This window comes from Streptomyces sp. NBC_00005, assembly GCF_045160215.1.
Classification (GTDB): domain Bacteria; phylum Actinomycetota; class Actinomycetes; order Streptomycetales; family Streptomycetaceae; genus Streptomyces.
The window spans coordinates 328,515-345,957 of sequence record NZ_CP108316.1; the positions used below are offsets into that span (position 1 = coordinate 328,515).

The following is a 17,443-nucleotide window of genomic DNA, read 5'->3' on the forward strand; positions in this document are numbered from 1 at the left end:
GCGGTTACGCGTCGCTGAACTTCGCCGTGCCACCGGTCAGGTACTTGACGGCACCCAGGCCCTGAGCCTGTGCGCACTGCTCGGTCAGCTTCTGGACGGTGACAGCGTCGAGGACCGAGTGGAACTGGCCCTCCTCGGTGAAGCTGACGTTGGCTCCGTAGATGATGAACAGCACGACCGTGGGCTCGGTGGTCGTCTCGGGCACCTTGAAGGTGTGGACCGAGGAGGCCGGCTCGTACAGGTACGACCCTGCGGTCTGGGGCTGGTCCGGGTACTCCTTGTAGATCCACTCCCCTTTCAGGGTGTAACCGTGCACCGGGCCGGTGTGGAGGTGGATGGGCAGTTCCACACCGGGAGCGAAGGTGCCGATGATCGCCCAGACCCCGATCTCGGGGTCGAGGAAGAGCGGCTGGAAGTCGATCCCGGGGCCCAGGGAGTCCTTCAGGACGGGGATGTCGTTCACGTTGACTGTGAGCAGTTCGGTCTGCGGGAGCGAGTTGACAGGGACCTTGTTGGCGGTCAGTTCGGCGGTGGTGGTCATGGTGGGTGCCTGCTTTCTCATGGTTGCCGCGGTCCACCGACGCGGGTCCCGACGCGGGTCTCTACTGTCCCTACGTGGGTCCTGACGTCGGCGGGCGACGGAAGGGCGGCTCGGATGCGGATCAGCTCACGGAATGACGATGATCTTGGCGTCCTTCTCGGGGTCGGCCAGCCTCGCGAAGGCCTCGGGCACGTCGTCGAGCGTGACGCGACTGGTGATGAACGCCTCGACCTGCAGCTCCCCGGCGGCGATGTGTCCCAGGGCCTGGGCGAACTCCTCGGGGGTGTAGGAGATGCAGAAGGCCAGGTCGATCTCCTTCATGATCGCGAAGCTCGGGTAGAAGGAGTCCTGCACCATGCACAGGCCCGCGACGACGACCTTCGAGCAGGCCGCGGCTCCGGCCAGGATCTGCTGGATGATTCCGGGGACGCCGACGCACTCGAAGATGACGGACGGACGGAACCCCGCCCCGGGGAACATCGGGGTCTGACGGCCCCACTTCGTCGCGTCGGACGAGGCGGCGACCTCCTGCCACGACTCGTAGGGCGACGTCTCACGCGGGTCGACCACGACGTCGGCGCCGAGGGCGGTGGCCATCGCCCTGCGCGACGGAGAGAAGTCCGACGCCACGATCGGACCGATGCCCCGCATCTTCAGGACCGCGATCACCGCGAGCCCGATCGGGCCGCAGCCGATCACGAGTGGCACGTCGTCGGGTCCCAGTCCGCCGCGGTTGACGGCGTGCAGGGCGACCGCGAGCGGTTCGGCCAGGGTGGCGAGGTCGTCGGGCACGTGGTCGGGCACCGGAACGAGAAGGTCCTCGGACAGGAGCATGTACTCGGCGTACGCACCGGGGGTACTGGGCCCCCCGAAGCCGATGGTCACGGGTTCCGGCCGGAGCAGGAAGGGCACCGAGACGACGCGGCTGCCGGGGGCGAGCGTCTCGCGGCAGCCGGGACCGTACTCGACGATCTCGGCGCAGAACTCGTGGCCGAGGACGACCGGCTCGTCCAGCTTGAAGAGCTCGACTCCGGCTGCCTCCTTGGCGCTGTCGAGCAGCTGGGCGCCATGGGTGACACAGTGCAGGTCACTGCCGCAGATTCCCGCCGCGAGAACCTTGACGAGGGCCTCGCCGGGGCCGGGCTGTGGGAGCGGCGCCTCGGCCACCTCAAGACCGCTGTTGATCATGACGACTGCTTTCATCGACATGAGATGCTCCTCGCACCGGTGTCGCAGCGACCGCTGGCGACGAGGGTTTGTGCTGCATGAACGTTGTTTCGCATAACTCTGTCTGCTTCCTCGAAGACGGAGATCGTCACGCTGGCGAGGTGACGCCGATTTGGATGCTGGCACCGACAGAGGCACTGAAACTTGTCCTGACGCGACTATTAGTTGACACTTGACGACTGTGACCAGTCTGATCCGTGGTCTCGCGCTCCTCGACGTCGCCGAGCTGGTGGCCGACCTCGGCGGCGACCCCGACGCGCTCATGCGCTCCCACGGCATCGACCCCGCGGCGGCTGGCGACTACAACACGTTTCTCCCCTACCCGTCCGTGGCCGCTGTGATCGGAGACGCGGCCGAGGAGCTCCACTGCCCCGATTTCGGGATGCGGCTGGCCCGCAGGCAGGGCATCCGGATGCTGGGTCCCGTCGCGGTCATCATCCGCAACGCGGAAACCGTGGAGGCGGCGATCGAGGGAGTCTCGCGGTGCCTGCACCACCTCGCGCCCCCCGACTCCACCGCGCTGATCCGGGAACCGCAGGCGGCGGTTTTCACGTACTCGACCAACCTGCGACGACTCGCTCATCACGACCAGATGATCGAGAAGGGCCTCGGCATCGCGATGGACGCTTTCCAGTTGATGCTCGGGGAGAACTTCGTTCCGCTCCGGGTCACGGTGCAGCACCGCCGCATCGCACCCATGCAGAACTATCGCGAGATGTTCGGGTGTCACGTCGAGTTCGAGCGGGAGGTCAACTCGGTGCACCTGCCCCTTCACTCGTTGAACCAGCCGATCCGCGGCCGGGACGCCGCCGCGCTGGCCCTGGCCGAGAACTACCTCGTCGGCATACGACCCGACCTGGCAGTCGCCGATCACGTACGAGACATGACCCGGCGGCTCCTGGTCGTCAACCACGCCAGCCTTGTCGCGGTCGCAAGGGCGATGTCCCTGCACCCGCGGGTACTTCAGCGCAGGCTCGCCGAGTCGGGCACGTCCTTCGAGGAGATCCTCGACGACGTGCGGCGCGACATGGCGTGGGACCTCTCCGCCACCGGCATGCAGATCTCTCAGATCGCGACCATGCTCGGCTACTCCGAGACCAGCAGCTACACACGAGCCTGCCGAAGGTGGTACGGAGAATCGCCCAGACAGCTGCGCGCGCGACGACGAGGCGCGCCGGAGTCCGCGTCGACCCGGCCGTCTCCAGCACGCGGCGCGGCCTGGCCAACGCCGCCCACAAGTCCATCGCCGCCATCCTGATCATCAACGGCGGCGGCCTGGAAGCCTCCCCGTCACCCAGCTGCCAGGACACAGGCCGACGTACGGACTGACTCACAGCGATGACTCATCCGTAGACTTCCATCATGGAACGGAAGAGCTTTCAGGGCATGGACTGCCCGGTCGCGCTGGCGCTGGAGCAGGTCGGTGAGTGGTGGAGCATCCTCATCCTGCGCGACGCGACACACGGCATCACCCGGTTCGACGGGTTCCAGAAGAGCCTGGGCATCTCGCCGAACTCGCTGACCCGCCGACTCGGCGCACTCGTTGAGGCCGGCCTCCTCGAGCGCCGCCGCTACAGCGAACGCCCTCCGCGCGACGAGTACGTGCTCACCGAGGCCGGACATGCTTTCCAACCGGTACTCATCGCCCTCTACGCCTTCGGCAGCAACCACTTCCCCCCGGCGGCGCCGAACGTCCGCCTGGTGGACAAGGAGTCCGGCACCGACATCGATCCGCTGTTCATCGACCGTGCGACCGGCCGCCCCATCGACGAGGAGCACACCATGTTCCTGCCGGGACCGTCCGCGGACGACCGGCTCCGAGCCGTACTCGAGCGGAGGAACGAGCACGCCTCGTGAACCCGCGGTGATCACCCTCACAACAACCAGTTACTTGCATGATGGTAGTGACTCTCCTAATGTGTGCCCTCAAGCCCGCAAGCGAGGATGAGCACGTGGGCCGTCGGCTCGGGTCAGATGGCCGAGCACCGCTCCACCGGCCACCGCCAAGGCGGGGCCAGTCACACAACGAGGTGTGCCATGAGCGCTTCAGCAAGCGGCCGAGCCGCCGATCAGGACCACGCAACGATCACGTCGAGCCGCCGAAGTGATCCGTTACGGCTCGACCGGGGTGAACAACCCACCATCACGCAGCAGTTCTTTCCGGCAGCCACCGGCAGGGCCGTCACCACGGATGCCGGATTCAGTGCCCCGCAGTGACCCGCACGGTGCCAGCCCTACTACCGGCGCACCGTACCTCTGGGCGATCAACCACTCGACACCGGACGCCCGTTGAGCACCTCCGTCGAGAACAGCGTCTCGCTGTCGCCGTCCCTCACACAGACCTGACGGACGAACACCGCCCGCGTCGGCGCCCACCCGGATCGCCAGTCGCGGAGTTGCCCGCGCTCTCGTGACCTTGCAGGTCGGCCCCGTGAACAGTCCTGCCCTGCAGCGGATCCCGTTGGCCTTGGCTTCCCCGGCGCCAAGTCCGAACCACAGCCCCCCTGGGCATCATCAGTCGACTGGAGAGATCCATTGCCTGCCGTATTCGTTCATGGCGTTCCAGACACCCACCACGTATGGGACGACGTCCTTGACCACCTGACGCGGACCGATGTCATCGCACTCGCCCTGCCCGGCTTCGCAAGCCCCGTGCCGAAAGGCTTCACCGCCACCAAGGACGAGTACGCCGACTGGATCATCGCCCAACTGGAGGAAATCGCCAGCCCGGTCGACCTCGTTGGCCATGACTGGGGCTGCGTCCTCACCTCCCGAGTCGCCTCGCTGCGTCCCGACCTGGTGAGGACCTGGGCCGGCGGCGACGCTTCGATCTCCGGTACGGACGAGTGGCACTCCATCGCGAAGATCTGGCAGACCCCCGAGGTCGGAGAGCAGTGGATGGCCGAGTTCGGCGCCTCGCAGTTGAGCGAGCTGCTGCAGGCCAACGGCGTGCCCGCCCGGCGTGCCGAGGAGAACGCGGGCCGTCTGGACGCCGTGATGAAGGACAGCATCCTTCGCCTCTACCGCTCGGCGGTCGATGTGTGGTCGGAGTGGGAGCCCGCTCTGGCCGACATCACCAGCCCCTCCCTCGTGTTCTGGGGCACCGACGACCAGTTCGAGCCGGTGGAGCGCGCCGACGCCGTCGCGAGGAGCGTCAGGGCGACGAGCCTTCTCAAGCTGGACAGCGGACACTGGACGCCGCTCCAGCAGCCGCGGGAAGTCGCCGCCGCACTGACACGGCACTGGAAAAGCGTCCAGGCCTAGCCATCGCCTACGGAGCGAGTGTGCCGGCGCGGTCGACTCGATCGGCGTGAACCGTGCCGGCTCCCGCCTCTTCCGAACTCCTGCCAGCAGAAGGATGCGAGAGCTATGTCCAGACTCGACCAAGTAACCGTCCTGGGCTCGGGTGTGCTGGGCGGACAGATCGCCTGGCACAGCGCGTTCAAGGGCAAGACCGTCACGGTGTACGACATCGCGCCGGACGCCATCGAGCACTGCCGGGCCGCGCACGACCAGTACGCCGCCATCTATCTGTCGGACGTCGGCGCCGACGCCGCGGACATCGCCGCCACTCAGGAGCGACTGACGTACAGCACCGACCTTGCTGCCGCGGTCGTACAGGCGGACCTGGTGATCGAGGCGGTGCCGGAGATCCCGGAGGTGAAGACGGCCGTGTACACGGAGATGGCCGAACTCCTGCCTGCGGACACCCTCGTCGCGACGAACTCCTCGACACTGCTCCCCAGGGACTTCGCCTCGGCCACCGGCCGTCCGGAGAAGTTCTGCGCCCTCCACTTCTCCAACCTGATCTGGGCGATGAACTTCGCCGAGATCATGGCTCACCCGGGTACGTCGACAGGGACTCTCACCGAGGTGACGGAGTTCGCCGTCGAGATCGGCATGCTGCCGATCCCCGTGCGCAAGGAACAGAACGGGTACGTCGTCAACACGTGGCTGGTTCCCTTCCTCAACGCCGCGCAGACCCTCGTGACCAACGGAGTCGCCACCCCCGAGGACGTGGACCGCACGTTCTTGTACACCGGCGCCAGATTCGGGCCGCTGGGCATGATGGACATGGTCGGCATGAAGACCGTGTACGACGTCCTTTCCCACTGGGGAAGGGAGAGCGGCGATGCGCAGATGAGCGCCAACGCCGACTACGTCAAGAAGAACTTCCTGGACCACGGACTGCTCGGAGTACAGACCGGCAAGGGCTACTACGACTACCCCGACCCCGCTTACCAGCGTCCCGGCTTCCTCGACGTCCCGGACATCTCCGTCGTCCCGGACATCGTGTCCTTGATCTCGTCCCAGTGACCACGCCCCTCTCTCGGCTTGTCACGAACACCCCACCGAACGAAGGAAACCGACATGAGCGCAGCCGCTGAGGTGACGCGGAGACTGGACCACGTCGACGTGCTGATCGTCGGCGCCGGCATCTCCGGCATCGACCTGGGTCACCACCTGAAGACGAAGCAGCCGGGCCGGACGTTCGCCATCGTCGACGGCCGCGACGCGATCGGCGGGACCTGGGACCTGTTCCGCTACCCGGGCATCCGGTCCGACGCCGACATGCAGAGCTTCGGCTTCGAGTTCAAGCCGTGGACCAAGGACAACGCCATCGCCGACGCCCACGAGATCCTCGACTACCTGCACGAGGCAATCACCGACGACGGCCTCGACCGGCACCTGCACCTCGGCCACAAGGTGCTCAGCGCGGACTTCTCGTCCGACGAGGCGCGCTGGACCGTCACACTCGAGCGCACCAGCGACGGCGAGCGGTTCGATGTCACGTGCGGCGTGCTGTTCTCCGCCGCCGGCTACTACGACTACGCCGGCGGATACACCCCGCACTTCGAGGGGCGCGAGGACTTCCGCGGCCCGGTCGTCCACCCGCAGCAGTGGCCGGAGGATCTTGACTACACCGGCAAGGAGGTCGTCGTCATCGGCAGCGGCGCCACCGCAGTGACGCTCCTGCCGTCGATGGCCGAGAAGGCGGGTCACGTCACGATGCTGCAGCGCTCACCGTCGTACGTGCTGCCGGTGCCGCGCCAGGACCCGATCGCCAACACGCTGCGCCGGCTGCTGCCGGAGACGGTCGCGTGGCGGGTCACACGTCGGTTCAACATCAACCGTCAGCGCCTGATCCTGGCCGCCAGCCGACGTTACCCGAAGCAGATGCGCCGTCTGATCCGCAAGTTCAACGCCGGCGCGCTTCCCGAGGGTTACGCGGTCGACACCCACTTCAACCCCCACTACAACCCGTGGGACCAGCGGCTGTGCGTGGTCCCGGACTCCGACCTGTTCAAGGCCATCTCCAGCGGTGCGGCATCCGTGGTCACCGATCGCATCGTGCGGTTCACCGAAGGCGGGATCCTGCTCGAGTCGGGTACCGAACTCGACGCCGACGTCATCGTCACCGCCACCGGGCTGAACATGCTGCCCTTCGGCGGGATCGCTCTGCACGTCGACGGGCAGGCCGTCAATCTCCACGACCACTTCATCTACAAGTCCATGATGGTCAGCGGCGTGCCCAACTTCGCGTTCGCGCTCGGCTACACCACCAACGCGTGGACGCTCAAGGTCGATCTGGTCTCCGATCACCTGTGCCGGCTGCTCGCCCACATGGACCGGCACGGCTACGCCACCGTCACCCCGGTCGCCGACGACTCGACGCTCACCGGAAAGCCGTTCCTCGACATGGACACGGCATACATCAACCGCGCCATGCATCTGTTCCCGCAGCAGGGCTCTTACGGCCCGTGGACGGTGAGCCAGGACTACGCGCTCGACCGAGCCCGGCTGGCCACCGGCCCGGTCGAGGACCCCGCGCTGAAGTTCACCGCCACCGTGGTGGGCTCGAATGCGGCACCCAGGGAAACAGCGGCATGAGCACCCCCGCTTTCCTGTCCGTCAACGGTCGGCGCACCCGCGTCCGTATCGCGGGTGACCCGGCCAACCCGCCCGTGCTGCTGTTGCACGGCATCGGCCGCAGTCTCGAGGACTGGGCTCCGCAGTACCCACGCCTTGTCCGGGGACATCGGTTGATCGCCCTCGACCTTCCGGGCTTCGGGTTCTCCGACCGCTCCCCCGAACCCACCACGCTGAAGGTGCTGGCACGCGGAGTGATCGACACGCTTGACGTCCTCGGTGAGCAGCGACCGCTGCACGTGGTCGGCAACTCTCTCGGCGGCGCGGTCGCACAGCAGTTGCTCGTCCTCGATCCGGCCCGGGTGGCCGCCCTGGTGCTGGTCAACAGCGCCGGCTTCGGGGCCGAGGTCGCGCTCCCGATGCGGCTGCTGGCCGTCCCCGTCCTCGGCCGTCTCGCCACCCGACGCCCCACCCGCGCCGGCACCCGGATGTCCGAACGACTGCCCTTCGCCGACCCGGCACTGGCCACCGGAGCACGCGTCGACCACGCCCTGGCCATCGCCCGACGGCCCGACGCGAACGCCGTGCTGCTGGAGACCGCCCGGGAACTCGCCACCGTGCGCGGTGTCAAGCCCGGCTGGCGGACCGAACTGACCGCCGGCGTCATGCAGCACCCCCGCCCCACACTGATCATCTGGGGCGACCGCGACCGAGTTCTGCCCGCCCGTCATCTCGACTCCGCCCGCAGACTGCTCCCGCATGCCGAATCCCATCTCCTCACCGGGATCGGCCATATGCCGCAGATCGAGTGCCCTGACGAGTTCGCCGCCCGCGTCCTGGCGTTCCTCACCGCTACGGAACGCCTCACACACGCCCTCCCTCGGGACACCGCGACCACCCCCTGATCACCCCGACCACCGACACCTGTTCATGAGCAATGGAGACCAGCCATGGGTTTCGCCAGCCCGTTCCCCGCCGTCCACATCCCCGAAGTAAGCGTGTTCGACCTGCTTTTCACAGACATCGACCAGACGGATCTGGACCGGATCGCGCTCATCGATACGGCCGGTGGCGCCCGGACCACCTACCGTGAGCTGATCGAGCAGGTGAACGCGATGGCGGGCGCGCTGGCCGCTCGCGGGATCGATGTCGGGGACGTGGTGGGCCTCCTGGCCCCCAACTCATCCCTGTTCGCCGTGGCCTTCCACGGCATTCTGCGGGCCGGCGCCACCGCGACCACCATCAACGCGTTGTTCACCGCCCCCGACATCGCCAAACAGCTCACCGACGCGAAAGCGACGACGCTGATCACCGTCAGCGCGTTGCTGCCGCAGGCACAGGAGGCGGCACGGAAGGTCGGGATCGCGCCGGATCGGCTGATCGTCCTGGACGGCGAGGGTGAGGCCGCCACCGGACACCCGAACGCCGACGACCTGCTGGCTTCGGGCGCCCCTGCACCGCAGGTCGACTTCGATCCCGCCACGCACCTGGCCGTCCTGCCCTACAGCTCCGGAACCACCGGCAACCCCAAGGGCGTCATGCTCACGCACCGGAACCTGGTGGCCAACATGGCGCAGATCCGGCAGCTGCTCGCGATGAATTCCGACGACAGGATTCTCGCGGTGCTGCCGTTCTTCCACATCTACGGCATGACGGTGCTGCTCAACGCCGCGTTGCAGGCGCGGGCGGCGCTCGTGGTCATGCCCCGGTTCGATCTGACCGCATTCCTGGACACCATCCAGGAACACCGGATCACCCATGGTTTCATCGCGCCTCCGGTCGCGGTGGCGCTGGCGAAGCATCCTCTGGTCGACCAGTACGACATGTCGGCACTGCGCATCGTCCTGTCCGGCGCCGCGCCGTTGGACGCCGAACTCGGCACCGCCGTGGCCGAGCGGCTGGACGTGCGGGTGCTCCAGGGCTTCGGCATGAGTGAACTGAGCCCGGTCAGCCACATCATGCCCGCGGACGGGGGCCAGGAACGCTTCGGTGAGGTCGCGCCGCTGAACTCCTGCGGATGGGCCGTCCCCAACACGATCAACATGATCGTCGATCCCGCCACGGGTAAGGAGGTCACCTATCCCACGGAGGGGCTGAGCGAGCCGGGCGAGTTGTGGGTCAAGGGACCGAACGTGATGACCGGCTACCTCGGCAACGAGGAGGCGACCGCCTCCACGATCGACTCCGACGGGTTCCTGCACACCGGCGACCTCGCCAGGGTCGACCACGTCGGCCGGGTGTTCATCGTCGACCGACTCAAGGAACTGATCAAGTACAAGGGCTACCAGGTGCCGCCCGCCGAACTGGAGGCCCTGCTGCTGACCCACGCGGCCGTCGCAGACGCCGCGGTCGTCGGCGTCACGGATGACGACGGTGAGGAGATCCCCAAGGCGTTCGTCGTCCGCCGGCCCGGCACCGACCTCACCGCGGACGAGGTCATCGAGTTCGTCGCGGGCCAGGTCGCCCCGTACAAGAAGGTCCGGCGGGTCGAGTTCATCGACGCCATCCCCAAGTCCGCGTCGGGCAAGATCCTTCGCAAGGACCTCCGTTCCCCGACCGGGTGACACACGGTCGGGGACGGGTGCGGGGCTCACTGCGCGGCTGTGCGGTGGGCCGCTCCGAAGCGTCGTCCGCCCGAGCGCGGCGATAGGCCGGGAATGCCTTGCCCGTGCTCGCCCGGTCACCGGCGCCGCGACTTGTCACGGGCCCGGCGCCCTGCTCAAACCGCAGATCAGGCGTTGCCGCGCCGGGGCAGAAGCGCCTCGCCGAGCATGCGCCAGTACGGCATGGCGGATGCGCCCGGCTCGATCCCGATCACTTGCACCGCGACATGATCGGCGCCGGCCGCGACATGGGCCTGGAGCTTCTCGGCGATGGTGTCCAGGTCGCCCCAGAACACGAGATCGTCGACGATGCGGTCGCTGCCACCGGCGATCTCCTCCTTCGAGTAGCCCAGCCGACGGAACTTCGCGATGTTGTAAGGGGAGTTCAGGTAGATGTGCAGGTGTTCGCGCGCGATCGCACGGGCCTTGTCAGGATCGGACTCGAACAGCACCGCGTGCTCGACGCCCAGGAACGCGTCGGGCCCAAGGATCTCGCGCGCCTGCACGGTATGCGCAACATTGACGTGATAGGTCTGCGCGCCAGCCGTGCGCTCGCTGGCCAGCTCAAGCATTTTGGGCCCGTACGCGGCCATGATGCGGCGCATCGGAGCCTTCGGCAGGGGGTTGGGCGACTGGGTCCGCAGCGCGTCCATCTCGTCGAGGTAGGCGGTCATGGCCGCCAGGGGCTTGGTCCCCGGGCCGCCTCCGCCGCCGAAACCCAGACCGAGCACGTGCCGGTCGGGGTAGGCGTCGGCCAGCAGGAGACCGGCGCCGTACGCCCACTGAGCTCCGCGTGACCAGATCTGTGCGATGCCGTTGACGATGCGCAGCCGCTCGGTGGAGGAGAGCAAAAACCCGGCGTGCGTGAACGCGTCGCGCCCGAGGAGCTCGGGAATCCACAACGCCCCCCAGCCCTGCTCCTCGAGTTCCCGGACCGACTCCCGGATCCGCGCTGCCGGCTGGACCTCGAAGTCGAAGGTGTAGATCCCGAACGTCCCGAGATCCAGTCCATCAATGCTGCCCATCGAACATCTCCTCGTGTACGTGGTCGAACACAATGCATAGCGCTGCCGACCGCTTGCCGTAGACAGACCTGTCTGTTAGCTTACTCCTCATGGACACCGCACCCAAGCGGCTCCCGGCCCGGGACCGCATTCTCGACACCGCCAGCACGCTGTTCTACGCCCACGGCATCCAGGCCGTGGGGGTGGACCGGCTGATCGCCGAGTCGGGAGTCGCCAAGGCCACCCTGTACAAGCATTTCCCCAGCAAGGACGACGTGGTCATCGCCTACCTGCGGCGGATGGACGACAACTGGCGGCGCCACCTGCGCTCAGCGGCACTCGCGGGCGGAGAGACCCCGCGCGAACAGCTCTTCGGCGTATTCGTCGCGCTGGAAAAGACTGCGCGAGAGGGCCGCCTGGGCTGTGCGTTCATAAACGCGGTGGCCGAGTACCTGCCCGGCAGCGCCGTACACGCCGTCGCAGCAGAGCACAAACACGCCGTACGAGCCTGGGTACGCGACCTGGCCACCTCGGCCGGGGCCCGGGATCCCGACACGCTCGCCTTCCAGCTGACGCTGCTCATCGACGGCACCCTGGCGGCAACGCGCGTCGAACACGCCGGCGCCGCCGCCGGGGCCGCAAAGCAAGCAGCACGCGAGCTACTGGACGTGGCCTGCCCGGTACCCGGCTGACCCGTCGGGGCCTGGCCGATCAGCGGATGCCTGAATCGCTTTCGCGAGGACAGGCTTTTTCCGTCAACAAGACAGACCTTTCTGTTCATTCATGAAAACACCAACCTCCCACGAAGGGACTTGATCCACATGTCCGAGCACACCCTGCCCACCACCGCACGCGCCTGGCACCTGGACTCCCGCCCGAAGGGCTGGCCGGAGGCGTCGGAGTTCTCGCTGCGCGAGGTGGACATCCCCGCGCTCGGCCCGGGGCAGCTCCTGGTCGCCAACGAGTACCTCTCGGTCGACCCCTACATGCGCGGCCGGATGAGCGACAAGAAGTCGTACATCGAGCCCTACGACGTGGACGCGCCGCTGGACGGTCCTGCGGTCGGCCGCGTCCTGGCCTCCAACGCCGAGGGCTTCGCGCCCGGCGACCACGTGGTGCACTTCCTGGGCTGGCGTGACTACGCGGTCCTCGACGCGGGGACCGCCCAGAAGGTGGACCCGAATCTCGCGCCGCTCAGCGCCTACCTGGGCGTGCTCGGCGTCACCGGCCTCACCGCGTACATCGGCCTTGAACGGTTCGCGAAGATCAAGGAGGGCGACACCGTCTTCCTCTCCGGCGCAGCGGGAGCCGTCGGCAGCATCGCCGGCCAGATCGCCAAGCTGAAGGGCGCCGGACGGGTCATCGGCAGCGCGGGCTCGGACGAGAAGGTCAAACTGCTGGCCGAGGAGTACGGCTACGACGCGGCGTTCAACTACAAGAACGGGCCGGTCGCCGAGCAACTGGCCCAGGCCGCGCCGGACGGCATCGATGTCTTCTTCGACAACGTCGGCGGCGAGCACCTCGAGGCGGCGATCGGCGCCCTCAAGCTGCACGCACGGATCGTGCTGTGCGGGATGGTCTCCCAGTACAACGACGAGAAGGTCGTCGGCCCGCGCAACCTGTGGAACCTGTCCGTGACCCGTTCGGACATCCTGTCCTTCATGGTGAGCGAAGAGCTGGACCTCCAGCCGGACTTCGTCCGCGAGGTCGGCGGCTGGCTCGCCACGGGCAAGCTCCACTACCGCGAAACGGTGCGGGAGGGTCTCGACGACACCCTGGACGCGTTCTTCGCCATGATGCAGGGTGAGAACGTCGGAAAGATGATCGTCAAGCTCTAAACCTGCCGCCCAGGCAAGTGGCCGAGGGGCCCACCGAGCACACGGCGGGCCCCTCCACGGCCACGAACTCCCGCTCGGGTCGGCACATCGTTCCGAAGTCCCGCTCGTCGTCCACCCGCGTCGCTTCCGACCCGACGAGTCCCGTCTGTCCCCCGCCTCGCCGGCCGCGCGTCGCCCTCGGCAGCGCGGATCGCGGCGGGTGTGGATGACGCCTCCAACCGGGCACGGGCCGCGCCGGCCGCGGGCATCGCGTCCGCGAGGTCGGCCGCGCTGTCGGCGTCACGACGCCGGCGGCCGTCTTCTCTCCCCCCCCCAGGGCCGCCACGGGTCCGCCGCTCTGGTCGTGAACGGGCTCATCCCCGCGCTCTGGGCCTGCGCCAGCGCAGCGGCCGCGGCGGCGGGGCCGTCGTTCCTGATGCCCCGCCGGCCCAAGGCCGACAGCCCGGCCAACGGCCCGCCTCGGGTGATGCTCCGACTTCCCGGTCCGCGGTCCCTCCTTTGCTCCCTGAGTGACCTACTAGCGGCCCGGCCCGGTTCTCGTACCGGCGCGACGCCCAGACGCGCGCGAATCACCTCCCACCCGCACTTCCCAGCACAGGAAGCAGTGAGGACATGACAGGCAGAACCGACAGCGACAACGCCATCCGCCCGTTCCGCATCGACGTAGCACAGGCCGACCTGGACGACCTCCGCGAACGTCTCAGCCGCGTCCGGCTGCCCGACGCGATCCCCGGCACGGGATGGGAGATGGGCGTCCCGGTCGAGTATCTGACCGAGCTGGCCGAGTACTGGCGCACCACCTACGACTGGCGCGTCTGGGAGCGGCGGCTGAACGAACTGCCGCAGTTCACCACCACGATCGACGGCCAGAACATCCACTTCCTGCACGTCCGCTCCCCCGAGGCCGACGCGACCCCGTTGGTCCTCACCCACGGCTGGCCCGGCTCGTTCCTCGAGTTCCTGGACGTCCTCGGCCCGCTCTCCGACCCGCGCGCGCACGGTGGCGACCCCGCCGACGCCTTCCACCTGGTCATCCCGTCCATCCCCGGCTTCGGGTTCTCCAACCCGGTCACCGAACGCGGCTGGGACCCCACCCGGGTGGCCGGCGCCTGGGCGCAGCTGATGGCCCGCCTCGGCTACGACCGCTACGGCGCCCAGGGCGGCGACTGGGGCTCGATCGTCTCCAGGGCAGTCGGCCTCGTCGACGCCGACCATGTCATCGGCGTGCACGTCAACTTCATGGAAACCGCGTCCTTCGGCACGCCCGAAGAGGTGGGCGGCCTCGGGCCGGACGACAAGGCCCGAGTCGAGCGCAACATGCAAGCCCAGACCGACGGCGGCGGTTACTTCACCCTTCAGGCGACCCGGCCGCAGACCATCGGGTTCGCGCTGGCCGACTCTCCGGCCGGGCAGCTCGCCTGGATCGCCGAGAAGTTCCATGAATGGACCGACAACCCCAAAGGCCTGCCCGGGGGCGCGGTCGACCGCGACCGGGTGCTCACCGACGTCACGCTGTACTGGCTGACTAACAGCGCCGCCTCATCGGCCCGCTTCTACTACGAGGTCACCCACTCCACGGCCTCCCCGGAGCGGTCACCCACCCCGCTGGGCGTCGCGGTCTTCCCGCACGACGTCGGACCCATCCGCTCCTTCGCGGAACGAGCCGCCCACGTCGTGCACTGGACCGAGTTCGACCGCGGTGGCCACTTCGCCGCGATGGAACAGCCCGAACTCCTCGTCGGCGACATCCGCGCTTTCTTCCGCGAACTGCCCCGCTGACTCGACTCGACGACGCCGCCCGCCCGCAGGCCCGCCGGAGGTCCGGATCGACCACAACGCGTGGGCCCGTGACGCGGGCCCACGCCGGTGCAGGTGGTGCTGGTCCGCTTGCGATCAACTACTCTCGACACTTAATCTTACGATCGTAATTTAAATCGCAGAGTCCTCCCAGACGACTGCTCGGCTCTCCTTTCCAGCCAGACCACCTGTCTTCGGCCGACTGGGAACACCCACTTCACCAGGAACTCTCCATGGATCTCTCCACAAGCACCGCCCTTGTCACCGGAGCCAACCGGGGCTTCGGCCGGGCACTCGCCGCCGAACTGCTCAGCCGCGGGGCCACCGTCTACGCCGGCGCCCGCAACCTCGACCAGGTCGACCTGCCCGGCGCCAAGCCGATCGCGCTGGACATCACCGACCCCGCCTCCGTGGCGGCCGCCGCCGCGGTCACCGGCGACGTGACGGTCCTGGTCAACAACGCGGGGTCGAACACCGGCGCCGACCTGCTCACAGCTGACCTGAACGACATCCGCCTGGAGATGGACACCCACTACTTCGGCACCCTGTCGGTGGCCCGCGCCTTCGCACCCCAGATCGCGGCCAACGGCGGCGGAACGATCCTGAACATCCTGTCCGGCCTGTCCTGGGTCAGCTTCCCGGAATTCGGCGCCTACTGCGCCGCCAAGTCCGCGGAGTGGTCGCTCACCAACGCCCTGCGCCTGCAGCTCGCCGACCAGGGCATCCGAGTGGCTGGCCTGCACGTCGGCTACATGGACACGGACATGGTCCGGGCAGTCGACGCGGCCAAGTCCGACCCGGCCGACATCGCCCGGATCGCCGTCGACGGCATCGCCGCCGGCGCCTACGAGATCCTCGCGGACAACGCCGCCCGCCAGGCGCAGGCCGCGCTGTCCGGGGGCGTGTCGGTGCTCTACCCACAGCTCCCCTGAGGGCCAGCGGCCCAGGAATCCTCCCCGAGCCGGCCGATGCCGGGCCGGTGCTCGGTATCGCACGCCGCGCCGTCGCGCCCCGGCATCCACCCATTGATCACTCGCCACGTACGTCTACCAAGGGAACGTCATGAACGAGCACCGCAAGCAATCGGCTCGGGGCGGCAGCGCCGTCTGGGCCGTGGCCATCACCAGCGTGGCGGGATTCATCACCGCGCTCGACAACCTGATCGTCACCACCGCTCTGCCCTCCATCCGCGAGGACCTCGGCGGCGGACTCGAAGACCTCGAATGGACGGTGAGCGCCTACACCCTCACCTTCGCGGTCCTGCTCATGTTCGGCGCCTCCCTCGGCGACCGCTTCGGCCGCCGAAGACTGTTCGCCGTCGGGCTCGCGATCTTCACGGCCGCCTCGGCCGCGGCCGCACTCGCCCCCGGGATGGGTGAACTCATCGCCGCCCGTGCGGCGCAGGGCGTGGGGGCCGCGATCGTGACGCCGCTAACGCTCACCCTGCTGTCGGCCGCCGTCCCGGCCGAGCGGCGCGGCGCGGCCTTCGGCATCTGGGGCGCGGCCAGCGGCATCGCCGTCGCCACCGGACCCCTCATCGGCGGCACACTCACCGAACACCTCTCCTGGCAGTGGATCTTCTGGGTCAACGTCCCCATCGGCCTGGCGCTGATCCCGCTCGCCCTGCTGCGGCTGGACGAGAGCCGCGGCCCGCACCCGAGCCTCGACCTCGTCGGCACGGTCCTGGCCAGCGGCGGTCTGTTCGGCATCGTCTACGCCCTGGTGCGCGGCAACGCCGACGGCTGGACCAGCACGCCGGTTCTGGGCGGCTTCTTCGCGGGTGCAGTCCTGCTCGTCGGCTTCGTCCTCTACGAACTGCGCGCCGAGCATCCGATGCTGCCGATGCGTCTCTTCCGCCACCGCTCCTTCAGCGCCATCAACGCCGCCAGTCTGCTGATGTTCCTGGGCATGTTCGGGGCGATCTTCCTGCTCAGCCAGTACCTGCAGACCGTCGGCGGCTACTCGCCGATGGAGGCCGGCGTGCGGATGCTGCCCTGGACCGCCATGCCCATGATCGCCGGGCCACTGGCCGGGGCGTTGTCCGACCGCATCGGCGGCGCTCCCGTCGTCACGGTGGGCATGGCCCTGAACGCGGTGGGCCTCGGGCTCTGGGCGCTGGCCGTCGAGCCGCAGGTGTCGTACACCGCTCTGCTGCCGGCGTTGATCGTATGCGGAATCGGCATGGGCATGTTCTTCGCCCCCAGCGCGAACCTCGTCATGAGCACGGTCCGCCCGGAGGAGCAGGGCATAGCCTCCGGCGCCAACAACGCGATACGCGAAGTCGGCGGCGCCATCGGCGTCGCGTCGCTGGCGGCGGTCTTCTCCGCACAGGGCGGCTACGGATCGGCGTCGCTGTTCGTGGACGGGCTGGTCCCGGCGCTCTGGGTCGGAGCCGGGGCGGTCGCCCTGGCGGCGGCCCTGGCGTTGCTCATGCCCCGGCAGCGCAAGGCAGACGGCCCGGATGCCGGCTTCTCCGCGGGGGATGTTCCGGCCCCGGTCGCGATCTGAGGCCCGGTACCGAGGGGGCGGCCCAGCCTGTTGTGGCTGGGCCGCCCCCTCGGG

General features: G+C 68.4%; 15 protein-coding genes. 12 read left to right on the plus strand and 3 right to left on the minus strand.

What is annotated here, in order from left to right; genetic code table 11:
- Positions 1–4 precede the first annotated feature (4 nt).
- Both OG303_RS01740 and OG303_RS01745 read right to left on the minus strand, forming a co-directional pair.
- A complete protein-coding gene (locus OG303_RS01740) occupies positions 5–562 on the minus strand; it encodes a 2,4'-dihydroxyacetophenone dioxygenase family protein (RefSeq protein ID WP_405863973.1) in 558 nt (185 codons plus the stop codon).
- Between the two features lie 105 nt (positions 563–667).
- A complete protein-coding gene (locus tag OG303_RS01745; protein ID WP_405863975.1) occupies positions 668–1,750 on the minus strand; it encodes a zinc-binding dehydrogenase in 1,083 nt (360 codons plus the stop codon).
- Positions 1,751–1,949: 199 nt separating this feature from the next.
- Between OG303_RS01745 and OG303_RS01750 the strand changes: the two genes are divergently transcribed.
- The 7 genes from OG303_RS01750 (at position 1,950) to OG303_RS01780 (ending at position 10,203) form a co-directional block, all read left to right on the plus strand.
- Entirely contained in the window at positions 1,950–3,026 is a 1,077-nt protein-coding gene (locus OG303_RS01750; RefSeq protein WP_405863977.1) for an AraC family transcriptional regulator, read from the plus strand.
- Positions 3,027–3,130: 104 nt separating this feature from the next.
- Positions 3,131–3,625, plus strand: coding sequence for a winged helix-turn-helix transcriptional regulator (locus OG303_RS01755; protein ID WP_405863979.1), 495 nt, complete (start codon positions 3,131–3,133; stop codon positions 3,623–3,625).
- Positions 3,626–4,303: 678 nt separating this feature from the next.
- Positions 4,304–5,032, plus strand: a complete 729-nt coding sequence (locus tag OG303_RS01760; RefSeq protein WP_405863981.1) for an alpha/beta fold hydrolase — start codon at positions 4,304–4,306, stop codon at positions 5,030–5,032.
- A gap of 105 nt (positions 5,033–5,137) precedes the next feature.
- On the plus strand, positions 5,138–6,085 hold the full coding sequence (locus OG303_RS01765) for a 3-hydroxyacyl-CoA dehydrogenase (RefSeq protein WP_405863983.1): 948 nt from the start codon (positions 5,138–5,140) through the stop codon (positions 6,083–6,085).
- 54 nt (positions 6,086–6,139) lie between these two features.
- Positions 6,140–7,660 (plus strand): flavin-containing monooxygenase, encoded by a 1,521-nt coding sequence (locus OG303_RS01770; protein ID WP_405863985.1) that lies wholly within the window; start codon positions 6,140–6,142, stop codon positions 7,658–7,660.
- Entirely contained in the window at positions 7,657–8,544 is an 888-nt protein-coding gene (locus OG303_RS01775; protein WP_405863987.1) for an alpha/beta fold hydrolase, read from the plus strand. Before OG303_RS01770 ends, OG303_RS01775 begins: the two co-directional genes overlap by 4 nt.
- 45 nt (positions 8,545–8,589) lie before the next feature.
- A complete protein-coding gene (locus OG303_RS01780) occupies positions 8,590–10,203 on the plus strand; it encodes a 4-coumarate--CoA ligase family protein (protein WP_405863989.1) in 1,614 nt (537 codons plus the stop codon).
- 167 nt (positions 10,204–10,370) lie between these two features.
- On the opposite strand, the gene OG303_RS01785 is transcribed toward OG303_RS01780, so the two are convergent.
- Positions 10,371–11,267: a TIGR03620 family F420-dependent LLM class oxidoreductase gene (locus OG303_RS01785; protein WP_405863991.1), complete on the minus strand. Its 897-nt coding sequence runs from the start codon at positions 11,265–11,267 to the stop codon at positions 10,371–10,373.
- Between the two features lie 89 nt (positions 11,268–11,356).
- On the opposite strand from OG303_RS01785, the gene OG303_RS01790 reads away from it, so the two are divergent.
- The 5 genes from OG303_RS01790 (at position 11,357) to OG303_RS01810 (ending at position 17,389) form a co-directional block, all read left to right on the plus strand.
- Positions 11,357–11,938, plus strand: coding sequence for a TetR/AcrR family transcriptional regulator (locus tag OG303_RS01790; RefSeq protein WP_405863992.1), 582 nt, complete (start codon positions 11,357–11,359; stop codon positions 11,936–11,938).
- A 129-nt stretch (positions 11,939–12,067) separates the two neighbouring features.
- Positions 12,068–13,084, plus strand: a complete 1,017-nt coding sequence (locus OG303_RS01795) for an NADP-dependent oxidoreductase (RefSeq protein WP_405863994.1) — start codon at positions 12,068–12,070, stop codon at positions 13,082–13,084.
- A 612-nt stretch (positions 13,085–13,696) separates the two neighbouring features.
- Positions 13,697–14,863, plus strand: coding sequence for an epoxide hydrolase family protein (locus OG303_RS01800; protein WP_405863995.1), 1,167 nt, complete (start codon positions 13,697–13,699; stop codon positions 14,861–14,863).
- 251 nt (positions 14,864–15,114) lie between these two features.
- Complete coding sequence (locus OG303_RS01805) at positions 15,115–15,813, plus strand: SDR family oxidoreductase (RefSeq protein WP_405863997.1); 699 nt, start codon at positions 15,115–15,117, stop codon at positions 15,811–15,813.
- A 130-nt stretch (positions 15,814–15,943) separates the two neighbouring features.
- Complete coding sequence (locus OG303_RS01810; RefSeq protein WP_405863999.1) at positions 15,944–17,389, plus strand: DHA2 family efflux MFS transporter permease subunit; 1,446 nt, start codon at positions 15,944–15,946, stop codon at positions 17,387–17,389.
- Positions 17,390–17,443 lie beyond the last annotated feature (54 nt).